10 protein-coding genes and 1 pseudogene are annotated in these 22,764 nt (G+C 40.3%); 1 reads left to right on the forward strand and 10 read right to left on the reverse strand.

Annotated features, from left to right (window positions below; all coding sequences use genetic code 11):
- Nucleotides 1–348: pseudogene (locus HWQ41_RS20700) on the forward strand (IS701 family transposase); the annotation flags it as partial.
- Between the two features lie 293 nt (nucleotides 349–641).
- Here the strand turns inward: HWQ41_RS20700 and HWQ41_RS20705 are convergent.
- The 10 genes from HWQ41_RS20705 to HWQ41_RS20750 form a co-directional block, all read right to left on the reverse strand.
- Nucleotides 642–1,679 carry a methyltransferase gene (locus HWQ41_RS20705; RefSeq protein WP_292766856.1) on the reverse strand — a complete coding sequence of 346 codons (1,038 nt, stop codon included), beginning with the start codon at nucleotides 1,677–1,679 and terminating at the stop codon, nucleotides 642–644.
- A gap of 105 nt (nucleotides 1,680–1,784) precedes the next feature.
- Nucleotides 1,785–2,663, reverse strand: a complete 879-nt coding sequence (locus tag HWQ41_RS20710; protein ID WP_292766859.1) for an SDR family oxidoreductase — start codon at nucleotides 2,661–2,663, stop codon at nucleotides 1,785–1,787.
- Nucleotides 2,664–2,722: 59 nt separating this feature from the next.
- Entirely contained in the window at nucleotides 2,723–4,099 is a 1,377-nt protein-coding gene (locus tag HWQ41_RS20715; protein WP_292766861.1) for an MATE family efflux transporter, read from the reverse strand.
- Nucleotides 4,100–4,122: 23 nt separating this feature from the next.
- Nucleotides 4,123–5,154, reverse strand: a complete 1,032-nt coding sequence (locus HWQ41_RS20720) for a sucrase ferredoxin (protein ID WP_292766864.1) — start codon at nucleotides 5,152–5,154, stop codon at nucleotides 4,123–4,125.
- A 234-nt stretch (nucleotides 5,155–5,388) separates the two neighbouring features.
- The gene (locus tag HWQ41_RS20725) at nucleotides 5,389–6,258 is read right to left on the reverse strand and encodes a TauD/TfdA family dioxygenase (protein ID WP_292766867.1); all 870 of its coding nucleotides are present in this window, start codon (nucleotides 6,256–6,258) and stop codon (nucleotides 5,389–5,391) included.
- Nucleotides 6,259–6,319: 61 nt separating this feature from the next.
- Complete coding sequence (locus tag HWQ41_RS20730) at nucleotides 6,320–7,702, reverse strand: cytochrome P450 (protein ID WP_292766870.1); 1,383 nt, start codon at nucleotides 7,700–7,702, stop codon at nucleotides 6,320–6,322.
- Between the two features lie 39 nt (nucleotides 7,703–7,741).
- Nucleotides 7,742–9,121 (reverse strand): cytochrome P450, encoded by a 1,380-nt coding sequence (locus HWQ41_RS20735; RefSeq protein ID WP_292766873.1) that lies wholly within the window; start codon nucleotides 9,119–9,121, stop codon nucleotides 7,742–7,744.
- A 22-nt stretch (nucleotides 9,122–9,143) separates the two neighbouring features.
- Nucleotides 9,144–13,298 carry a non-ribosomal peptide synthetase gene (locus HWQ41_RS20740; RefSeq protein ID WP_292766876.1) on the reverse strand — a complete coding sequence of 1,385 codons (4,155 nt, stop codon included), beginning with the start codon at nucleotides 13,296–13,298 and terminating at the stop codon, nucleotides 9,144–9,146.
- Between the two features lie 187 nt (nucleotides 13,299–13,485).
- The gene (locus tag HWQ41_RS20745; protein ID WP_292766879.1) at nucleotides 13,486–18,102 is read right to left on the reverse strand and encodes a type I polyketide synthase; all 4,617 of its coding nucleotides are present in this window, start codon (nucleotides 18,100–18,102) and stop codon (nucleotides 13,486–13,488) included.
- The gene (locus HWQ41_RS20750) at nucleotides 18,095–22,759 is read right to left on the reverse strand and encodes a type I polyketide synthase (protein WP_292766882.1); all 4,665 of its coding nucleotides are present in this window, start codon (nucleotides 22,757–22,759) and stop codon (nucleotides 18,095–18,097) included. The genes HWQ41_RS20745 and HWQ41_RS20750 overlap by 8 nt, the downstream gene beginning before the upstream one ends.
- Nucleotides 22,760–22,764: the final 5 nt, after the last annotated feature.

Raw genomic sequence — 22,764 nt, forward strand, 5'->3', positions numbered from 1 at the left:
TCAATTGTCACACCGCGATGGATAGTTGATACTTATGGAGCCAGAAATTGGGTAGAAGTTTTCTATCGGGAAGCCAAGGGGTGGTTAGGACTGAAAGAATATCAAGTCCGAGATAAAAGAAGTTTACTTCGACATTTTATCTTGGTTTTTTGTGCCTATACTTTTATTCTTTGGCATCAGATGACAGGAGGCTTGAGACGTAGGTGGGCAAGCAAACCTTTGAACACCTTTACTGAAGCCTTAGAAGCCTTTAGAACGGCTATGTCTTATCGATTTTTCGATTGGTTGACCCTCAACCGTGATGTATTTGCTGCTTACAAAGCCAGTTTGGGCTTTATTTGGGCTTAATTTTTGTTTAAGTCCCGCTAATAACTTTGGCAAGAGTAAGTAGGTGGGTGAGAAAATTTATAACTATGTCATTGCGAACGCAACGAAGTGGAGTGAAGCAATCGCAAGGTTTTCACCGCTTTTACTTTTTGTTACATAGTTAGTTTTATTTGTGCCTACCTACTTATTTCTCGCTTCGCAGCAATAGCCGTCTAAATTTGACCTCAAAGAATTCGCCAACAAAGTCGTTTCCATCGCGAATTATTTTTCCTTTCTTTGGTCTTCTTGCCAAATTGGGATGCTCCCCAGAACGGTTACGGTTTAACTCCTTCAAATAGACTAAATCGAGAATTTTTTATTGGGATAATTTTAGTCAGTTTGAATCCGGCAGATTTAAACAACTCTTTGAACTCTGTTTCAGTACGCTCTCGCCCACGAGAGCATACTACCAACATATGAACATCTTCAAGCTTGACATTAGAAAACTCATTTCCAGAAGGCATTATGCATTCTATCACTAACAATCGCCCTTGTTCTTTCATGGCTTGATGACAGTGCTTAAGAATGTTGATCGCTTGTTCATCATCCCAGAGGTGAATAACTTCCTTGAGCAAATAAACGTCTCCACCTTCTGGTATACCCTCAAAAAAGCTACCTCCAATGAGTTGACAGCGATTATGGACAGATGCTCGTTCACCTAAATTCTTAACTCTATCAATTGATTTTGGGAGATCGAATAACACACCTGTCATGGTGGGGTTAGCTTCGAGGATAGCAGTAAGCAAATTACCCGTGCCACCACCAATATCAACCAGCTTGCCTATTGACGAAAAATCATAAGCCTCCAAGTATGGAGCATATAGCTCTAGTGACGGATTACTAGCATATTTATGAAACATTTCTCCTGCAACAGGATTTTGCTCATAATACTGAAATAAATCTACGCCATACAAATGCTCAAAGGCGCTTTCCCCAGTCTGTACGCTATACATCAAATTTTCCCAGGGTTTATAGTAAAACTCCTCGCCTCGGAGGATTGCATCCTTACGCACTGAACCCGGAACATCGCTCTGCAAGGATTCTGCTTGTGGAGTTAGTTCAAAGCATCGGGGTTGTGTCTCAGCAAAAATTCCAAAACCCGCAAGAGATCGTAACACTCGATAAAGAGAATCGCTGTGGGTATTTGTTGCAGAAGCTAAAGCATCGCAGTGCTGAGAACCATCTTTGAGCAAATCTGCAATGCCAAGTTTTGCAACAACATAGATCATCCGTGAAATCCAGTAAGCATATACCAACTCTCCTGTAGTTAATGAAAGCTCAATCTTGCTAGGCTTAGAGTTTAATAAAACCACGATTTTTCTCCCTTTTTCTTGAGTATTAGTACTTTGAAAGCATTGCAGTTGAAGAATCTACCTGAGTTTTGAGTATTCAGTTGGATATAAGACAAAAAGATAGCTTCAATTTGGATTTTTTAACTTCCAATTCCCTAGTATCCTTGCATCAAAACTTCGATCCGATAGAAACTTTTTAAGTATCAAATTAAGCTTTAAAGAAGTTTGATGCTTAGATAAGAAATAACGTGTTTTGGGTTTGCTAACTTCCAAAGCCTCTATAATTGTATATGCAACTTGTTCAGGTTGCATTCCTGTGCGATTTGATCTAATCAAACCCTCTACAAAAAATTTGTATGCATCACCATACATAGCTTTAGCTTCAGATGACATATTGGCAAAGTTTTTCCGAAAGCTCTCTTCAACTTTATCTGGTGCTGCTGAAGCAATTGATCCCGGTTCAACCAAAATGACTTCAATACCCCAAGGATCTAATTCCATTCTTAAAGCATCTGTAAATGCCTCCAATGCAAACTTGGAAGCACACAAGGAAGAGATAAATGGCGAGGAAATTTTACCACCAACTGAACCAATATTAACTATCCGACCTTTAGCTTTTCTAATTAATGGCAAAAATGCCTGTGTAACAGCTATTTGCCCAAAGACATTGACTTCAAATTGCCATCTCAGGTCTTCAATGGCAACGTACTCTACTGGTCCATCCAGTAACAGACCTGCATTATTTACTAATCCAATCAGTCCTTCATTCTCAAGAGCTTTTGATACAATGTCTGCGGCAAATTTAATTTCTTCTGTTTTGGTAACATCCATCAAGATTGTTGTCAAATTCTCAGATGCATTATGCTTAAGTGATTCAGCATCTTTTTCTTTACGAACTGCTGCAAAGACACGATATCCTTTTTTGTCAAGTAGGAGCGCTGTTGCTTGACCAACGCCTGTAGACGTCCCTGTAATCAATACAGCACCTTTTTGATTATCAACCATTTTTTAACCCTTATGTTCAACAGAAATTAATTTGCGATTCAAATCTGAATAAGTTGTTTTTAACCTGTCATTTTTTCAACTTCCATTTTTTCTAAAGACTTAAATTCTTTCACAGTCAATAATATAACAATTAAGACAAAGAAAATATTAGTAAATATTATTCCGTAGTAAATGCCATTTACACCTAGTAGTCTAGAGAATAAAAACACTAATGGAACGAAGATAAGTAGACTCTTGAAAAGGAGTACTGTTGCAACTATTTTTTCTTTCCCTGTATATATAAATAGATTCCCAGTAAATCCAATAAAAGGCATAATTGGTATTAATAAATTTAGAATTTGAAAGTTAAACAAATCATTTTGAGTAAAGTTAACATCTGGCAAGAGTAAGTTTAGAAATGTTTTTGGTAATAATTGTAGAGGCAACCAAAGTAATGTCAGTGTAGTAATTGCACCAATAATAAAAATAAAATAAGCTTTCTTAAGTCTTTTATAATTTCTAGCTCCATAATTTATACCGATTACAGGTTGTAAGCCAATTATGAAGCCACTTAAAGGAAGAAATGCTAATGAACTCAATCTTTCTGTTGCTCCAAAGAAAGCTATATCTTGAGATGTTCCATAAATAGATATTGATTTAAAAGTTACAAAGTCCTGAACTAAACTTGTAACTGGAACTAGTATTAGTGATAGACCTATTGACAAAATACTAGGAAGTAAATCTATCGCTAGGGCAAACTTTTTATAATTAACTGGAAAAGAACTTTTACCACAGAAGAAGTAAGTTAAGTTGAGAATACTATAAATAACCATCGCAAAAACTGTAGAAAGAGCTAATCCTCGAACTCCCCAGCCTAGAATAGCAGTAAAAATATAATTTAATGTAATATCACTTATAGCAAAAACCCCAGCAGATATCATAGCCAATTTGACTTTGCCTTCTGATTTAATAATTTGACTAGAAGCTATTGCCAGCATAAAAAATAGTGAACCTAGTATATAAGTCTTAAAATAGTCGGCTCCAGCAGAAGCAAGCTCACCTCTTGCTCCCATAAACATAATTAATTGTTCACCAAAACTATAGCCAATGATTGTTATCAAAGAAGCAATAATAATTATTATTACTATTAAGTTGCCAAATATTCTCGACTGATTTTTAATATCTCCAGAACCAATAGCTCGACTGAGAAGAGAAGCAGAACCTACTCCAATGATTTCAGCAGATCCACCAATAATAAAAGTAAGTGGTGCAGAAATAGATATAGCAGCAACAGCAGTTGTACCAATATATTGACCTGCAAAGAAAGCATTAATAAAACTGTTCAAGCCAGTTACTAGCATTCCTAACATACCAGGTATTACTAACTTGAACATCAATTTAATGAGATTGCCTTGGAGAATCTCATTCGTCATTTGAGATTGTTTTTGTGAAGTCATTTTTAGGTTCTTGGCTTGTTTATTTACTGGATCTTGACTAGATGGCTAACGTGATACTGCTTTACTGGTTTTAACTCCATTTGTTTTGCTGAATTTAATGCACTCATAACTTCACCGCTAACTTCTACTCTGGCTTCATAAACACCTGATATACTTCCATCTGTAACTGCATAATCAATACGTACTTCAGCCCAATCAGCATTTTCTTCTTCCTCACCTTCTTGAATAGCAACTACTTTGCCAGCTTTTAAATAGTTGAGCCAAGTCCAACCTAACTGCATCCAAATTTCGCACTCGGCAATTTGCTCAAATTTGGTTAAACCCGCCCATCCCCGATAAAATTGACGCAAGTCAGAGACTGAGCCATGTTTGTTTACCAGTAAATCAAGGACTTCTGGTTCCAAATGTCCCCATAAGCATCCTTGAGGTAAATCAACTAGGGTAGGAGCAAACTGATGACCACCAAAGTGAGTTGTTTGCCAGACTCGTAATTTTCCATTGGAAATGGGCGCGTATTCCTTGCGTAATCGACGATATATAGGAGTCCCGAATCTGCCACAGGCAAGGTCAACTTGAGCATGGGTGCAAACCATGAGTTCGCGGATGTGATTGCTTTGTTGCTGATACTGCTGAAACTTTGATAAATCATTGGGCTGTTGGATTAACTGCTTGAGTATTGCCGTAACCAAGGCAGTTGCTTCCCCCTCTGGAACGACAAACTCCTGTTTCTCAAACTTAGAAAACAGCTTTGCAGGACGATAGTAGTATAGGACGCGGGTAAAGCCAGGGTAAGAGTATTCGCGGTCAGGAGCAATCAACATTGGTCTCAGGTTGACCCCATGTTTGACAATTAACTCTTGGAACAAACCTATCAATGGCTTAATTGTAGGATTTTCCTGAAAGAGGTCTTGAGACCAAGGTTGTGGAATTTCCATAATCAACCAATGGTCGCAAGTACCTGCTGTACCAATTGGGTCTTCTTTGTTGGTTTTGGAAACCACGGAGCAAAAACGACAATCTGTCAGGGAAAGTAGATTTGTCTGTTGATTTTGCAATTCAAACCCCTCCTGAAAAAAAGCTATGAGGCAGCAGGGTTCTTAAACCCAAACACTTAGAATTCATCATTTATCATTTCAGATAAATTACTCATTGAATCAAACTCAATCTATTTCTTACTCAAGTCCTAATCTCTTTCGCAAACGACTATAACAAAGAGTGTCATAAAAATACTGAGTTGGCATTATTTTTTTACTATACCCCAAATTTAATGCCCCACTTTGATTTTGTAATTAGTCTAAACTCAAGTTAGTTAAGGTAGTGAATACCTCCCGTTGATTATCTTTGAATTCGCGCCGACCGTGCATAAATCTCGAATTATCTATCATCACTAGATCACCAGCTTGCCACGAGATTTCTTCCGTAAATTTGTCGTAAAGTTTCTGTATTTCGTCGGCAACTTCGTCAGGAAGCTTTGAACCATCTTCAAAAATCTCAAGTCCATTTGCAAGAGGTCCCGAAAGGCTGTTAGCAAATGCATCTTGATTCTCATACTTTGTTTTTACTACTGCTGAACAAATATATTTGCAAGAAAGGGTCGAATCTTCATTTATCTGATAACTCAATCCCTCAATTTTATCCAATATTGGCTTGCAATTATCAAGGGTTTCACCTAAAACAAGAAAATTCTTTAAATCATCAAATTCCACACTCTCAAAATCAAACTTTAGTTTTTTGTCAAGAAATAACTGTTTCGTATGTTTGCTCATTTCCTTCCATATTTGGACACCGTCTGCAAATAGAGTTTCGCCTCCTTGTACAGGCGTTTTACAGCAAAACCAAATAGCATCAGGTCGAAAAGGACTAAAACCATGCTCAACATGAAGAGAAATAGCATTCATTTCAGCATCTACGAAGTTAACAAAATCAACCGAGTCAAAACTTGTTTTTGTGGGGTCTCCAATGTAGCTAGAACTGAATTTTTCTGAAAAAGCTTTCATCTGGATAGGAGTTACCCCAAAACCTCGAAAAAGAACAACTCCAGATGACTTGAATAGTTCAATATTTTCCGCTTTAGAAAAGCAGAAAATATCTTCATAATCGTTAGTACTATATACTATTTTTCCCGTTCCTATTCCAAATGACTCAATTTTATTCCTCATTGCTTTTATTTGAGATTTTTTGCATTAAGTTTGTAACTGCTTACCGCAATAAAAACGCATCTTACGCTGAATTAGCAACGAACTGCTGTGGCTGCTCTTGGTCTAAACGCTGATCAAGCATTACCATTTTCAAGCCACTAGCAGGAGGATAGTTAACACCACGAGCTTTGGGCTTTTCTACTCTTTTTTCATCCGCTAATACTAGTTGATAGTGTGAAATAATCGTTGCTAAAACCAGCTTCATTTCAAAAAGTGCTAATGCCTCGCCCGGACAGCGACGAGCACCACCACCAAATGGTAGAAATTCATAGGGAGAATATTGTCGCTCCAGAAAGCGCTCTGGCTTGAATTGCTTTGGTTGTGGGTATAAGTCCTGACGTTGGTGTGTCAGATAAATAGAGCCTCTGACCACTGTACCTGGACTTAACTCGTAGCCCATCACCTCAATTGGTGATTCTACGAGTCGTGGAAATGTGACTACCTGAGTTGGATAAATTCGTAGTGCTTCATTACAGACAGCGCTGAGGTAGGGTAGCGCAACGATGCTCATAGGATCTGGGGATTCACCGAGGGTATCGAGTTCTTCTAGCAATCGTTCGCGAACAGCAGGTAAACTATGAATCCAGTACAATGACCAAGTTATGGCAGTAGCTGACGCATCCTGACCACCCAATAGCAATGATGGGAATAAATCCCGCATATCCTCATCGGTCATTGGTTGACCAGTTTCATCGCGAGCAAATATTAGTTCGGAGAGGACATCGGTGCGGGAGGGATCTGCTTGCGATCGCCGTTCTGCAATTTCAGTGTAGAGTAGTTTATCAAATTGTCGTTGGAGGTTCTGCCAGTATCCCCACGGACTCCACCGACCTAAATCTCGTCGGAGAAAGGGATAAGACAGGGATAATCCCAGCCAGCGAGACCGGGCAAAACTTAATAACTTGGAAAAGAGTAGCCTAAATTGTTCGTAACGCTCTCCCTCATGCAAACCAAACAAAGCTTGCAATATCACCTCTAGAGTAATCTTTTGCACGGTAGGGTAGGCATAAAAAGATTCGCCGATCGCTAGATCGTTCATGACTTTTTCTGCAACTTGACAGATACGCTGCCCGTATGCTTTTACCCTAGTTCCATGCAGGGGAGGCATTAACAACTGACGGCGATGTTTGTGACGCAAGCCATCAAGCATGAGTAATCCATTGTTTCCAACTAAGGGTGCGCCACCTTGGTTCAGCTTACCAGAAGCTGTGATCTCTTTGGCACTTGTAAAAATCTGCTTCATTCCTTGCGGGTTACTTACGATCACTAAAGGTGTATCACCACCTAGAATGGTGAAAATGTCACCATAGCGATCGCTCATAGCATCCATGAAGCCAAGAGGATCGGTCTTAAAATGATGACTCAGCGATCGAGGAGAATCTTTTGGTCCTTCAGGTAATTTCATTACTATTTTTTTTAATGATTGTTTAATTATCGATAGCTATTAAATTGAACCAACAACCAATGGCTGCGACTGTCCTTGATGCTGACGCCGACTCTGCATAAGCATTTTCACGCCACTATCTGGGTAACAAATCAGACCTCCAAATTTTGGCTTTTCTGGTCGCTTGTCAACCAGCCCTAATTGATAACGTGAAAGAATTGTCGCCAACACAAGCTTCATTTCAAATAAGGCAAAAGCCCCACCAATACAAGTACGAGCACCGCCGCCAAAGGGAAGAAATTCATAGGGAGAGTATTGTTTTTCCAAAAAGCGCTCTGGCCTAAATTGTTTTGGTTCTGGGTATAAATCTTCACGCTGATGCGTCAAATAAATATTCCCAAGTAGTACTGTTCCTGGACTTAACTCATAACCCATCACATTAACTGGGGACTCTACCAACCTTGGAAATGTGAATAACTGAGTCGGGTAAATTCGCAAAACTTCGTTACAAACAGCACTAAGGTAGGGCAATGCAACAATGCTCATGGGATCTGGGGATTCACCAAGACAATCAAGTTCCTCAAGGAGTCGTTCGCGAACGCCAGGTAAATGGTGAATCCAATATAAAGACCAAGCGATCGCAGTTCCTGAAGCATCTTGAGCTGCAAATATAGGCGATAATAGGAGGTCGCGCACCTCTTCATTACTTAATGATTCACCCGTTTCATCATGAGCAAATATGAGATCAGAGAGGATGTCAGTGCGTGAGGGATCTGCTTGCTCACGGCGTTCTTCGACTTCAGCATATAGCAATTGGAAAAGTTCTCGCTGGAGATGAAGTATGTATCCCCTTGGACTCCACTGACCTAGATCCCGTTGTCCAAAGGGAAGTTGTGTAACGATCTCATATAGAGGAGATTGCTGATATTTGATGATAGAAGCAAAGAGATGCTTGATTTTGTCATAGCGCTCTCCCTCACGCAATCCCATTACAACCTCTATACCCACCCGCAGGGTGATATCTTCGATAGTAGGGTAGGCAATAAAAGGTTTTCCAATCGCCTGTTGACTCATAATTTTTTCTGTGAGTTCGCAGATACGTCGCCCACAGGCTTGCATCCGTTCTCCGTGAAAAGCCTGCATTAAGAGCTTACGCCGATGTTTGTGACGGAACCCATCGAGTTGAAGCACTCCTTGGTTTCCTGTACCCCCAGCGAAATTGCTGTTCAATGCACCCCTAGCGATAATTTCTTTCGTGTTGGTGAAAATCTGCTTTATACCGGAGGGATTGCTGACATGCACTATTGGCGTAGAATCAGACATTATGGTGACAATATCACCATAGCGTTTGCAAACGGCGTCCATATAGCCAAAAGGGTCAGCCTGGAATTGCTGGTTTAGCAGCCAATTAGGGATTTTCGGTCCTGCGGGTAGGTTCATCAGTCTTGTTTACTGCGATTTTCTATTTTACACTGTACTGAGCATTATCGATATAAATTCTCAATAGTTTAACTAATTCCTGAATATTCGGTTCGACTAACATCGAGAAATGATCTCCAGAGACTTCAATGACATCAATAGGTTGACTGGAACATTTACCCCAACCTAGTAAAGGGTCATCAGTATGAAATTCTGGACTTTCAAAGTCATGAATAATTTCCTCTTTTGCTCGAAAGAGAGTGATGGAGTCAGGATAAAGGAGCGGAACATAATCTCGCATGGCTTGGACATGAGCTTTGAAAAGTTTGTAATAGCGGAGAAAATCCTTAATCTCTGTATCGTTCAAGATGAAGTTTGCTCTTTTATTTACTAAATGAAATTGCTCATCTAGTTGCAAATCTCGCAGTTCCTCAAAAGGAACAGAAAAGTTGATGTTGTTGTTAGTTTTTATCGATTCAGCCATGCGGAGTAAGAATTTGGCATCATCATCGTCTGCTACTTTTACGGCTGTTTCTGGTAATATGGCGTCGATGACAACTAGCAAACCTACTTTTTCACCCTGCCTTTGCAATTGTTGTGCCATTTCAAAAGCAATCACACCACCGTAACAAAAACCTCCTAAAAGATAAGGACCATTCGGTTGTACCTGACGAATTTCTTGGAGGTAGCGAGTTGCTGTTTCCTCCACGGAAATAATTTCAGGTTCCTCTTGATCAGGGGTATGTTGCAAGCCATAAAATGGATAGTCTTCACCAAGTCTTCTGGACAAATTAAAGTATTGACGAATACCTCCACCAGCGCCATGCATACAGAAGAAAGGAATTTTGTTACCAGAAGACTGAATTGCTACTAGAGGAGAATTGGATATCTCACGGACTGGTTGACTAACAATTTGAGCTAGTTTTTCAATCGTCTGATTTTCAAAAAGAGTAGACAAGGGAAGATTGTGTCCAAATCGGTCTTGTATTTGAGCCATTAAGCGTACAGCTAAAAACGATTGACCACCCAAGTCAAAGAAGTTATCTGTGACTCCTATCGGACTAGTCTTCAGGAGATTTTCCCAAGTTTTCACTAAAGCCAATTCTATAAAATTGTGGGGAGCAACGAAGGATTGAGTGGCGTTTGGTCGGATAACGTCGTCAGTAGGAAGTGCTTGCTTGTCTACTTTGCCATTGGATGTCAGTGGAAGCACATCTAGTAACACAAAAGTAGACGGTAGCATGTAATTTGGTAGCTTTTGCTGTAAGTCGGCGTTTAACTGTGGCACTATGTCTTGGTTATCTGTTACGACATAAGCGATGAGACGCCGATCGCCTTGAGCATCATCTCGGACAATGACGATAGATTCTTTCACCTCTGGATGTTGTGCGATCGCATCTGCAATTTCTCCCAGTTCCACGCGGAAGCCACGGATTTTCACTTGGTCATCACGGCGACCGAAAAACTCAAGATTACCATCGTTGAGATAACGCACCAAGTCACCAGTTTTGTAAAGTTTGCTCCCTGGAACAAAGGGGTTATTAATAAAACGTTCTTGAGTTAATTCAGGACGATGCAAATATCCCTTTGCCAATCCATCACCACCAATATAGAGTTCACCAATAACTCCTACAGGCGTTAGTTGCAAATGGCTATTCAACACATAAACTTGCGTATTATCAATCGGGCGACCAATGGGAACGCTGTTCGGTTGTTCTGGCAATAAACTAGTGTCATAGTAAGTGACATTGGCAGAAACTTCCGATGAGCCATAAAAGTTGATTAGTTTTGCAGATGGCATCACTTCTCGGAAGTTTTGAGCTAACTTAACAGATAATGCTTCCCCACTTGTTATCCAGAGTTTAAGATGCGACAAATTCTTGATCAGATAACTGTAGTTATCTAAAAGTAAGCGCAGCAGTGAAGGCACAAGTACAATACGCGTAACTTTGTGGTGTGCCAGAGTTTCTATAAACAATTGAGGGTCTTTAGCAATGGCATCGGGAATAATGACAGTGGGAATGCCTTGTAGTAAGGGAGCAAAAATCTCCCATACTGAGTCTACAAAGCTAATAGCTGTTTTCTGGCAACAAACCTCCTCTTTTGTGAAGGGATAGGTTTTCCACAACCAGTGCAAGCCATTGACTGTACCGCGATGAGTACCAAGGACGCCTTTAGGAGTTCCAGTAGAGCCGGAAGTGTATATAATATAAGCGAGATTATCACCTGAAGAGATACTAACTGGGTTATCTTGACTTTCTTGCTTGATAAATTCCCATTCATTGTCTAGGAAGATTACCGTCATTTGTGAGGCAGTGCGATCTTGAGGAGCAACTGCTGAAGCTCGAAAAGGTTCTTTGTCATTTGTGATTTGTTTGAAGCTATTAACTAATGACGAATGACTAATAATCAATGACACTTGGGAATCAGAAAGCATGAAGCCAAGGCGATCAACTGGATAACTTGGGTCAATGGGAATGTATGCACCGCCAGCTTTGAGGACAGCTAAAATTCCCACGACCATTTCTACTGAACGTTCTAGACAAATAGCAACGAGAGTTTCTTTTGTTACACCCTGTTTTTGTAAATAATGGGCAAGCTGATTAACTCTCTGATTTAGTTGACGATAAGTCAGTTGTTCTGTTTGGCTAATTAACGCTAATGATTCAGGAGAATGCTGAAGTTGCTGCTCAAATAACTGATGAAGGGAGGCATCTTGGGGATAATCTGCGCTTTGCTGATTCCACTCGAATAATAATTGCTCTCGCTCTTGATCTGTCAGTGGTAACAATTCTGAAATGCGCTGTTCCTCATTAGCAACAATGCTTTCCAATAAAGCTTGGAAATTACTAATAAATCGAGTAATTGTTGCAGAGTTAAAAATGTCTGTGTTGTACTCTAAAAACCCTGTTAATCCTTGCTGAGATTCAGATATTGACAGGTAAATATCCAACTGAGCTGTGCCGCTATCGAACTGCAAAGAACGCACGGTTAAACTAGAAGCTTCCTGTGCAGATACTGGGGTGTTTTGCAGCACAAACATCACTTCATAAAGTGGATTCCGGCTCAAGTCTCGCTCAGGTTGCAATTCTTCTACAAGCATCTCAAAAGGCAAATCTTGATGTGCATAAGCATCAATAGTTACCTGACGCACGCGGTGTAGTAGATCCCGGAAGCTGGGATTGCCACTAAGGTTATTACGTAACACCAAAGTATTCACGAACAAACCCAGCATCTCCTCTAATTCGGCTCGATTCCGATTTGCAATTGGAGAACCAATTAGGATGTCTTCTTGGTCTGTGTAGTGGTACAGCAATGTATTTAATGCTGCCAACAAAGTCATAAATAAAGTGGCGTCTTCTCGTTGACTGAATTGATTCAGTGCATCAGTCAGAGTTTTTGAAAATGTAAAGTATTGCTTGGCACCAGTAAAAGTAATGGCGGCCGGTCGGGGACGATCTACGGGTAACTGTAGTATAGGAAGTTCACCGCTAAGTTGTTGCTTCCAGTAATTAAGTTGGGTTGCTAAGACTTCACCTTGCAAGCGATCGCGCTGCCAACCTGCAAAATCTGCATACTGAATAGGGAGTTCAGGTAAGGGAGAAGGCTGATTTGACAAGAAAGCTGTATATAACGTTGCCAACTCCCGCATGAACACACCAATAGACCATCCATCCGTAATAATGTGGTGTATGGTCAAAAGAAAAACGTGTTCTTCCTCACCCAAGCGCAGTAAAGTTGCTCTGACTAGAGGTCCTTTAGCTAAGTTGAAGGGTTTTTTGGCTTCCTCAACTGCAAGTTTTTTAATCTCAGGTTCCCAATCTTTTCCAAATAAATGCTCAAAATTAATAATGGGTAAATCCCAAGTTAATTGGGGTGCAATCTGTTGCACTGGTTCTCCATTTACCAGCCTAAAAGTTGTGCGCCAAACTTCATGACGCCTGAGAATCTCATTAAGACTTTGCTGGAGTGCCGTAATATTAAGCACTCCGGTTAAATGAAAGGCACTCGAAATATTGTAGAAGGGACTGTTGTGGTAAAGTTGGTCAATAAACCATAGTCTTTGTTGGGAGAAAGACAAGGGAATACTGTTGGATGTTTGTCGCTTGGGAATTGTATTAGCTTGAAATTTTCCTCGCTTCCATTTTTCCAGAAGAGCTTTTTTGGCGGGTGATAAATGAGAGTGTTTTTTATCCATTGCTAATACCTTTTTAATATTTACTAATATTTATTTGATGAGGAATTAGTAATTACAAGTAAATCTTTGAAAATTCATTCTGGAATAGAGATACTTATGCAAAGTCAATCCTGAATAGCCTAAAATCCTGTGGTTTTACCTCAGATAATGGATGGTTTTTGACAAACAAAGTAAGCGTCATCTATTCCTAATCTGCGCGATTAGCGAAAAACATTTCTACCTCCTCTTCAGAAAATTCTTCAATTTTTTCTAACAGAAGTTGCTCAATCATTTCTGCCTGCTTGATAGGTATCATAGCTTGCAGAAAAAGGTCACGTAGTGATAGCTCTACTGGGAACTTTGCTTGCAATCGAGAAACTAGTCGAGTTGCAATGAGAGAGTCTCCTCCCAACTCATAGAAATTATCGTAAATACCAACTTCTGCGATTCCCAGAACTTCTTGCCATATTTCGGCAATTTGTTTTTCTAACTCGTTAGTCGGAGCAACATAGGAATTATTAAGGTTAGGTCTGGAGTAGCGTGGAGATGAGTCTACTTGACTAGAAGATTTTGAATCTAGTAGAGAATCTAGGTTAAATGTGCGATCGCTCCAGGCTTTGATATCTACTGGTGAAACAATAAACTGAGTTCCTTGTCTTAAAGAGAATATGCGTTTAAAGACTTCTACACTTTCTGCCTCAGTGATGGCTAATTCCACTCCAGATGCCTGTCCAAGAGTTTTTTGCTTTTGGGTTGTATTCAGTTGTAATTTATGCCAATTTATGCAAACCCAAGGCAAAGAGTTATTTTGATTATGCCTCTGGGTAAAAGTATCTATTAACTGGTTAACTCCTGAGTATAAAGATAATCCAATTCCTCCAAAAATGGAAGCTGAGGAAGAAATAATGACACAAAAATCTATTTTTATACTCTGTAAGACTTGTTCTAATACAGTCATCTTATGAAGTTGAGAGTCAAGGAGTTTTCCTAACTCTGTCTTACCAATTTCTGGTATCGAGCATAATATATTTTCGCGGGTTGTTACAGTTGAATAGATAACTCCGTCAATTTGACAAATTCTCTCAGGTGCAAGGCTATAGTGCATTTGTTCATAATTAGTTCTATCTGCACACACCACCAAAAATTTTACACCTAATTTTTCTAATTCCATCAGTTCTTGGATTTTGCAACTCACTTCATCTTCTTGAGCATGAGTTTCTAGCCATTGCGAGTATTCGTCCTTATGTGGGAAAGTTGAATCCTCAATGAATATGAGTGTTGCTTGTAAAGTTTTCGCCAGATATTTCGCTAGCCCAACTCCAAAACTTTCTAGTCCACCAGGAAACAGGTAAACGCCCTGTTTTCTCAGTGGAGTTTTTTCTTCAACTGCTGACTCTAGGCGCACTGACTCGAACGTTTGTACCCAGCGGTAGCGATCGCGATATGCAATAACCAAATCAGGCGACAAAACTGCAAACTCACTAATGATTTGGTCTACGATATAACTGCGATCATCTCCTGCTCTTCCCTCTGCACCCTTGGCATCTGGGCGGTTCGTTAAAACAAAATCTATACTCCGACAAACAATATTAGGAAACTCGTGAGAAATAACCTTACATAACCCTAATACGGTTGCCTTTTCTGGGTCGAGAGTTTCATTCCCATTAACTTCTTGGGTCTGGTTTGATACAACCCAGATTTGCAGGCGTTCGCTAATTTTTAACTGACTAAAACTCTGTGTTAAAAGCAGCAAACTGTTGAATTCTAGATAATCACCCGTTTGTCGATTTTCAAAGGTATTCAAACTCCATAAATAAGCAATATTTTGAGGAATTTTACCAAGTGTAATCAGTTCTTTGAGCAATGCATCATAGTCATCTCGACTTTGCGGATTAATCGCATAAACATGCTGACTTAGTTTGCTAAAGTGCTGTCCCAGCTTCACCACAATGACATTTTTACCATTCTGTTCCAGTTTGTTAACTAACTGTGAACCCACGCCACACTCATCAACAAACAAAAGCCATTGTTCATCCTCTAATTCTGGGCGAGATGGAGGTAATAAAGAACGTTTCCATGAAGGGGTATAAAACCAGTTAGCAATGTCTTGTTTTTTATCTAAAGTTAGAGAGTTGCTATTTGTAGAAAGTGATGGTGATTTTGCATCAATCCAGTATCTTTGTCGCTCAAAAGGATAAGTAGGCAAAGGCAGACGATGACGCTGCTCGTGAGTATAAAATCCTGACCAATCTATTTCTACTCCAAATAGCCACAGCCGACCTAATGTCTGTAACAAAAAGCTAACATCTGATTGTTGTTCTTTAGGATGGCGTAAACAAGTCAACACTACTTGTTTCGCTTCTGGCAAGAGATGTTGCGTTGTTAATGTGCTTAATGTCCGCCCCGGACCAATCTCCAGAAAAACACCTTCAAATTGCAACAATTGAGATATTCCATCTGAAAATCTGACAGTTTGTCGTAAATGCTGGCCCCAGTAGTTGGGATTTGTAGCTTGTTCATCGGTAATCCACGTACCAGTGACGTTGGAAATGAAGCGAATACGTGGTGGATTTAGCTTCACTTTTTTCACGGCTTGCACGAATGCTTCCAATATCGGTTCCATCATTACAGAATGAAACGCATGAGATGTATGCAACAGCCGAGATTCTATTTCTTTGGAAGATAATTGATTTTGGAGTGTGGCGATCGCTTCCACAGTACCAGAAACCACGCACGAAGATGGACTGTTAATCGCTGCTACTTCGACCAATGACTGTGCATCTAAAAGGGATTGCACATCTTTGTGTGGCAGTGGAATTGCCAGCATACTTCCTGGTGGCAATTGTTGCATTAGTTTTCCTCGTGTTGCCACCACTTCTATTGCATCTTCTAGGGAAAATACACCTGCAATGGTTGCGGCGACATATTCCCCAATGCTGTGCCCAATCATCGCTTCTGGACGCACTCCCCATGACATTAATAACTGAGCCAGGCCGTACTCGATGACAAATAATGCGCTTTGGGTGAACGCTGTTTGTTGGAGTTGTTGGGTAGCAGTTTCAATTTGTTCTTCTTTGGAGAAGAGTATATGGCGGATATCTAGATTAAGGTGGGTTTGAAGAATCTGAGCGCAAGTATCTATATGTTTTCTAAAGGTGGGTTCAACTTGGTATAATTCTCGCGCCATATTCACATATTGCGCTCCTTGTCCGGAAAACATGAAGATGACTGGAGAATGAGTAGGCTTTTGGTGATAAGTGAAAACACGTTGTGGCTCAAGGAATGTCAGTACTTTCACTACATCATCTTGATTATGACAAACCACCATACGGCGATGGTCAAATGCCCTACGACCTAATTGTAGAGTATGAGCTACATCAGGGAGATTCAAATCAGGATGATGCTGAAGGTGAGCAACTAGAGAAGCTGTAGTTGTTTCCAGTGCTGTACTGGTTTTGGCTGAAAGCAGCAACAATTGCCAAGGGCGAGAAGTACTAGAGGGTTGAACAATTGGGGCTTCTTCCAAAATAACATGAGCATTAGTGCCTCCAACTCCAAAAGAACTGACACCAGCTCTGCGGGGAGTCCCGTTGGTCTTCCACTCCGATAACTTGGTATTAACGTAAAAAGGACTATTAGCGAAGTCTATCTCTGGATTAGGTTGTTCAAAGTGTAAGCTGGGAGGCATCAAGTTATGTTTGAGCGCCATAACCGTTTTGATTAAGCCAGTTACACCAGAAGCTATATTCAAATGTCCAATATTAGGCTTTACCGAGCCGATGGCACAGAATTGCTTCTTGTTAGTGCGAGCTTCAAACGTCTTCTTGAGAGCACTGATTTCAATTGGGTCTCCTAAGGTTGTACCGGTTCCATGAGTCTCAATATAGGTTATTGTCTCCGGATTAAACCCAGCATTCGCCTGAGCCTCAACAATCACTTTGGTTTGGCCACCCACACTAGGAGCTGTGTAACCCACTTTGGCTGCACCATCGTTATTGATGGCTGAACTTTTAATTACTGCATGAATGCAGTCGCCATCTGCAAAAGCATCTTCTAATCTCTTGAGGACGACAATGCCTATCCCGTCGCCGAAAATAGTTCCTTGTCCTTTAGCATCAAAGGCGCGACAACGACCATCAGGAGAAGTAATCCCCCCTTCTTGATAGAAATAACCTTGCTTTTGCAGAGACTGTATCGAAACGCCACCTGCCAAAGCCAGATCGCACTCGTAGTTTAGCAATCCTTGGCACGCTAAATGAACAGCTACCAATGAGGTGGAACAAGCCGTGCTTATGTTAATACTTGGGCCTTTCAGGTTCAATTTATATGAAACTCGTGTGGCGGCAAAATCTTGAACATTACTAAAGAAAATTGAGGAACCCATTGATTTGATTATATCTGGATTTGAACCCAGCTTACTAAGCATATAGATACTCAGGTTGGTTCCTACGTAAATACCAGTCAAGCCTTTAGCTGCTCCAGGATCATAACCAGCGTTTTCTAGTGCTTCCCAAGCACATTCGAGAAGAAAACGATGTTGGGGGTCTATGATTTCAGCTTCCCTTGGTGAGACATCAAAGAAGGAAGCATCAAACATTTCAATATCTGACAAACGAGCGCCAGCTTTTACATACTGAGGGTCATGCAACGATGCTGGGTCTATACCTGAATCTTCTAATTCTTTATCACTGAAGAAAGAAATCGACTCCTGTCCATTACACAGATTATGCCAAAATTCATCAATATTTTTGGCTTTTGGAAAACGACCAGACATCCCGATTACAGCTATGCCTTTCATGGAATCATGGATTTGTTGGTTATCCATCTGCCTTCCTCCTTTGTTTCATTAATTGTCTTTTTTCTTGCATAGCTGCTTCTTTTCTGCTGGCACGTTCATCAGCTTGCTGAAATGTTGGTTGTTCAACCTGTTGTCCATCAAGATATTCTGCCAAGGCATTTATAGTTGAATACTCAAATAGGTCAGCGATTAATAAATTTTTATTTAATGTTTTTATAAGTTTACTGCGAACCTGAATTATGAGTAGTGAATCTCCACCTAATTCAAAGAAATTATCATGGAGACCTACATCTTTTATCCCAAGAACTTCTTGCCAGATGTTAGCAATCGTTTGTTCAATTTCGTTTTCAGGAGCAACATATAAATTCTGTAAATCAGGTCTGGTATGGAGTGATAATGAATTTACTGGTTGGGTAGCTACTTTTTCTTGAAAAGATTCAAAGTTAATCCATTGGTCAATTCTCGCTTGAAGTTCTCCAGTCGAGACAACTACATGATTGAATTCACTATAGTTCAAAATCCTTTGAAAAGCTTCTAAACCTTCTTTAGGGTCAAACGCAAATTCAGTCACACTTGTGCCAACAGATGTACTTTGTTTGTTTTCTTTTTCAAGTTGCCAGCTATCCCAGCTTACACTTATCCAAGAGACGGGATGGCTCTGATTATGTTGGTGTACAAAAGCGTCCATAAAGATATTCGCTGCTGAGTAGGCAACAAATCCTAATCCTCCTAAAACGGATGATAAGGAAGACAGCAGTAAACAAAAATCAAGCTCTCTATCTTGTAAAACCTTATCTAATACTAAGAGTCCGTGTACTTTTGGTTGAAATTGCCGATCGCAATCAGTTTTACTTATCTTTTCAATAGCTCCAGAAGACTTGCCTCCAAGTATTCCAGCAGCATGAACCACACCGTTGAGTTTACCAAACCTTGACTCTGCTTGAGCGATCGCCAAATGCATTTGTTCTGTGTTGCTCACATCAGCACTCACTACCAAAACTTCTGCACCCAACTGTTCGAGTTGTCGGATTTTGAGAATCTTACGGCTAGTGCTATCTGTCTCATCATGAGTCAGCAACCATTGTTCCCACTCGTCTTTTTTGGGCAAAGCTGTTCGTCCGGTCAACAGCAGTTTTGCTTGCACAGTTTCAGCTAAGTATTCTGCCACAACAAGTCCAATCCCTCCGAGTCCACCTGTAATTAGATAGACTCCCCTTTGCCTTAATCGCGGCTTGACAATTTTCGCTTTATCAAAGCGCACTGGCTGAAAAGATTGCACCCAGCGATTGATACCTCGATAGGCAATCATTTGGTCACAGGTAGAAACTGTCAGTTCCGTCAGTAATTTTTCTACGAGTTGTTCTTCTTGCCAGCTTCCACATTCAGGAAGAATAACATCGATACTACGACAGATGATATTTGAGTATTCTTGAGATATTACTTTAATTGGTCCAAGTAAAGTTGCTTTTTCTGGACATAGCTCCTCAGTTGCTGTTACTGGCTGTAGGTTGTTAGAAATGGCTGCTATTTGTACTTCATCAGCCATTTCCCGTCTTCCCAAAGCTTGGGCAAGAAATAGCAGACTGTAAAATCCGATGAATTGGGCTTTATCAACTTCTTCGAGTTCTAATTCTTTGCCATTGACAGGTGTGACACTCCACAAATGAGCTATTGTCTTTGGCAACTTCTGTTGTATTGACAGTTCCTTGATTAAGGCATCGTAATTATTGGGTTGTTGAGGATTTATAATATACTGGCACTCATTGAGCTTGGTGAACTCACTTCCAACTGTTACGGTAATAACATCCCGATTTTGTTGTTGGAGTTGTTTGACTAGTTTGGTACCCAAGCCACACTCATCGATAAATACCAAAATACAAGATAATTGCTCTACTAATTCCTTGTGTTCGAGTTGTGGTGCAGTTAAGGATGGTTTCCAGAAAGGGATGTAGAACCAATCAGCAATGTCGGGCTTTTTGCCTAATGATACTAGTGTTGCATGGTCATCAATTCCTTGTTTTTTAGGTTCAATCCAGTATCTTTGTCGCTCAAAAGGATAAGTAGGCAAAGGCAGACGATGACGCTGCTCGTGAGTATAAAATCCTGACCAATCTATTTCTACTCCAAATAGCCACAGCCGACCTAATGTCTGTAACAAAAAGCTAACATCTGATTGTTGTTCTTTAGGATGGCGTAAACAAGTCAACACTACTTGTTTCGCTTCTGGCAAGAGATGTTGCGTTGTTAATGTGCTTAATGTCCGCCCCGGACCAATCTCCAGAAAAACACCTTCAAATTGCAACAATTGAGATATTCCATCTGAAAATCTGACAGTTTGTCGTAAATGCTGGCCCCAGTAGTTGGGATTTGTAGCTTGTTCATCGGTAATCCACGTACCAGTGACGTTGGAAATGAAGCGAATACGTGGTGGATTTAGCTTCACTTTTTTCACGGCTTGCACAAATGGTTCCAAGATCGGTTCCATCATCACGCTATGAAATGCATGAGATGTATGCAACAGCCGAGATTCTATTTCTTTGGAGGATAATTGATTTTGGAGTGTGGCGATCGCTTCAACAGTACCAGAAACCACGCACGAAGATGGACTGTTAATCGCTGCTACTTCGACCAATGACTGTGCATCTAAAAGGGATTGCACATCTTTGTGTGGCAGTGGAATTGCCAGCATACTTCCTGGTGGCAATTGTTGCATTAGTTTTCCTCGTGTTGCCACCACTTCTATTGCATCTTCTAGGGAAAATACACCTGCAATGGTTGCGGCGACATATTCCCCAATGCTGTGCCCAATCATCGCTTCTGGACGCACTCCCCATGACATTAATAACTGAGCCAGGCCGTACTCGATGACAAATAATGCGCTTTGGGTGAACGCTGTTTGTTGGAGTTGTTGGGTAGCAGTTTCAATTTGTTCTTCTTTGGAGAAGAGTATATGGCGGATATCTAGATTAAGGTGGGTTTGAAGAATCTGAGCGCAAGTATCTATATGTTTTCTAAAGGTGGGTTCAACTTGGTATAATTCTCGCGCCATATTCACATATTGCGCTCCTTGTCCGGAAAACATGAAGATGACAGGCTGTTCTCTATGATCCTGGTATGTAGTAAAAACCCGTATGAGATCGTGTGTTTCCAAGGCGGTTACAGCATCCTTAATGTTCTGACAAACCAACACTCGGCGATGGTTAAAAGCCCGACGACCTACTTGTAGAGTATGAGCCACATTGGCTAGATTTATATCCGGATGCTGTTTTAAATACGCAACCAAATTTGCAGTTGCAGTTTCAAGTGCTGAACTAGTTTTGGCTGATAATAAAAGCAAATGCCAAGGTCTTAATTCTTCAAAATGTTTGATTTCAGGGGCTTCTTCAAGAATAATGTGGGCATTAGTTCCACCAAATCCCAAAGAACTAACTCCAGCCCGACGGGGAGTACCGTTCGCTTTCCACTCTACAAGTTCAGTATTAACATAGAAAGGGCTGTTAACAAAATCTATCTGAGGATTGGGAACTTCAAAATTTATGCTAGGAGGTATTTGTTTGTATTTCAATGCCAAGACAGTCTTGATGAGACTTGCTACACCAGATGCTGTATCTAGATGTCCAATATTTGGTTTGACTGAACCGATAGCGCAGAAGCCATTTTTCTTTGTAAAGGTACGAAAAGCCTTAGTTAGCGCTGCAATTTCCACTGGATCGCCAGTAGCTGTTCCAGTTCCATGTGTTTCTATATACGAGATATCATCAGCATCTATTCCAGCATTTCCTAGAGCCTCTACGACTACTTCTGCTTGACCATCTACACTCGGTGCTGTATAACTAACTTTCAAAGAACCGTCGTTGTTAATTGCTGAACCCTTAATAACTGCATGAATGTAGTCTCTATCCGCAATAGCATCTTTTAACCTTTTTAATACGATAATTCCAAGCCCACTGCCAAAAATGGTACCTTGCGCTTTAGCATCAAAGGCACGACAGTGACCATCAGGAGAATAAATTCCATCTTCTTGATAGAAATAGCCTGATTTTTGTGGAACTGCGATCGCAACCCCACCTGCTAAAGCAATATCACACTCTTCATCTAGTAAACTTTTGCAGGCTAAGTGTACAGCAACTAATGAAGTAGAGCAGTAAGTTTGGATACCTATACTTGGTCCTTTTAGATTTAGTTTGTATGAGATATTTGTGCTAATAAAATCTTTATTAAAAGTATGTTTATTTGAAAAATTTATCAAATTAGAGTTGGAAAAAATATTGTTAAGAAAGTAACTGTTTGTGCTTGTTCCAGCATAAACCCCAATCAACCCGTCATAGGTTTCTGGATCATATCCAGCGTTTTCAAGAGCTTCCCAGGCACACTCCATGAAGAAGCGTTGTTGGGGGTCTATAACTTCAGCTTCTTTAGGGCTAAAGCCAAAAAACCTAGCATCAAAACCCTCAATATTTTCTAGTACAGGTGCTGCCTTAACATAATTTGGGTCATTTAAAACAGCCTTTTCAATATTTAAATCTACTAAATCATCATTTGAGAAAAATGAAACAGACTCAACTCCATTTTGTAAATTATGCCAAAAATCATCGATATTTTTTGCGCCAGGAAACCGACCAGACATTCCCACTAATGCTATATCTAAATCTGCTGTTTGTTCTAATATTGTATTGATGCTCATTATGT

It is taken from the genome of Nostoc sp. NOS(2021), assembly GCF_017115025.1.
Taxonomy (GTDB): Bacteria; Cyanobacteriota; Cyanobacteriia; order Cyanobacteriales; family Nostocaceae; genus Nostoc.

Excerpts from the sequence above, each read along its gene's own strand:
- HWQ41_RS20710 (WP_292766859.1), bottom strand. The coding sequence starts at position 2,663 with ATGGTTGATAATCAAAAAGGTGCTGTATTGATTACAGGGACGTCTACA.
- HWQ41_RS20715 (WP_292766861.1), bottom strand. The coding sequence starts at position 4,099 with ATGACTTCACAAAAACAATCTCAAATGACGAATGAGATTCTCCAAGGC.
- HWQ41_RS20725 (WP_292766867.1), bottom strand. The coding sequence starts at position 6,258 with ATGAGGAATAAAATTGAGTCATTTGGAATAGGAACGGGAAAAATAGTA.
- HWQ41_RS20730 (WP_292766870.1), bottom strand. The coding sequence starts at position 7,702 with ATGAAATTACCTGAAGGACCAAAAGATTCTCCTCGATCGCTGAGTCAT.
- HWQ41_RS20735 (WP_292766873.1), bottom strand. The coding sequence starts at position 9,121 with ATGAACCTACCCGCAGGACCGAAAATCCCTAATTGGCTGCTAAACCAG.
- HWQ41_RS20740 (WP_292766876.1), bottom strand. The coding sequence starts at position 13,298 with ATGGATAAAAAACACTCTCATTTATCACCCGCCAAAAAAGCTCTTCTG.
- HWQ41_RS20745 (WP_292766879.1), bottom strand. The coding sequence starts at position 18,102 with ATGGATAACCAACAAATCCATGATTCCATGAAAGGCATAGCTGTAATC.
- HWQ41_RS20750 (WP_292766882.1), bottom strand. The coding sequence starts at position 22,759 with ATGAGCATCAATACAATATTAGAACAAACAGCAGATTTAGATATAGCA.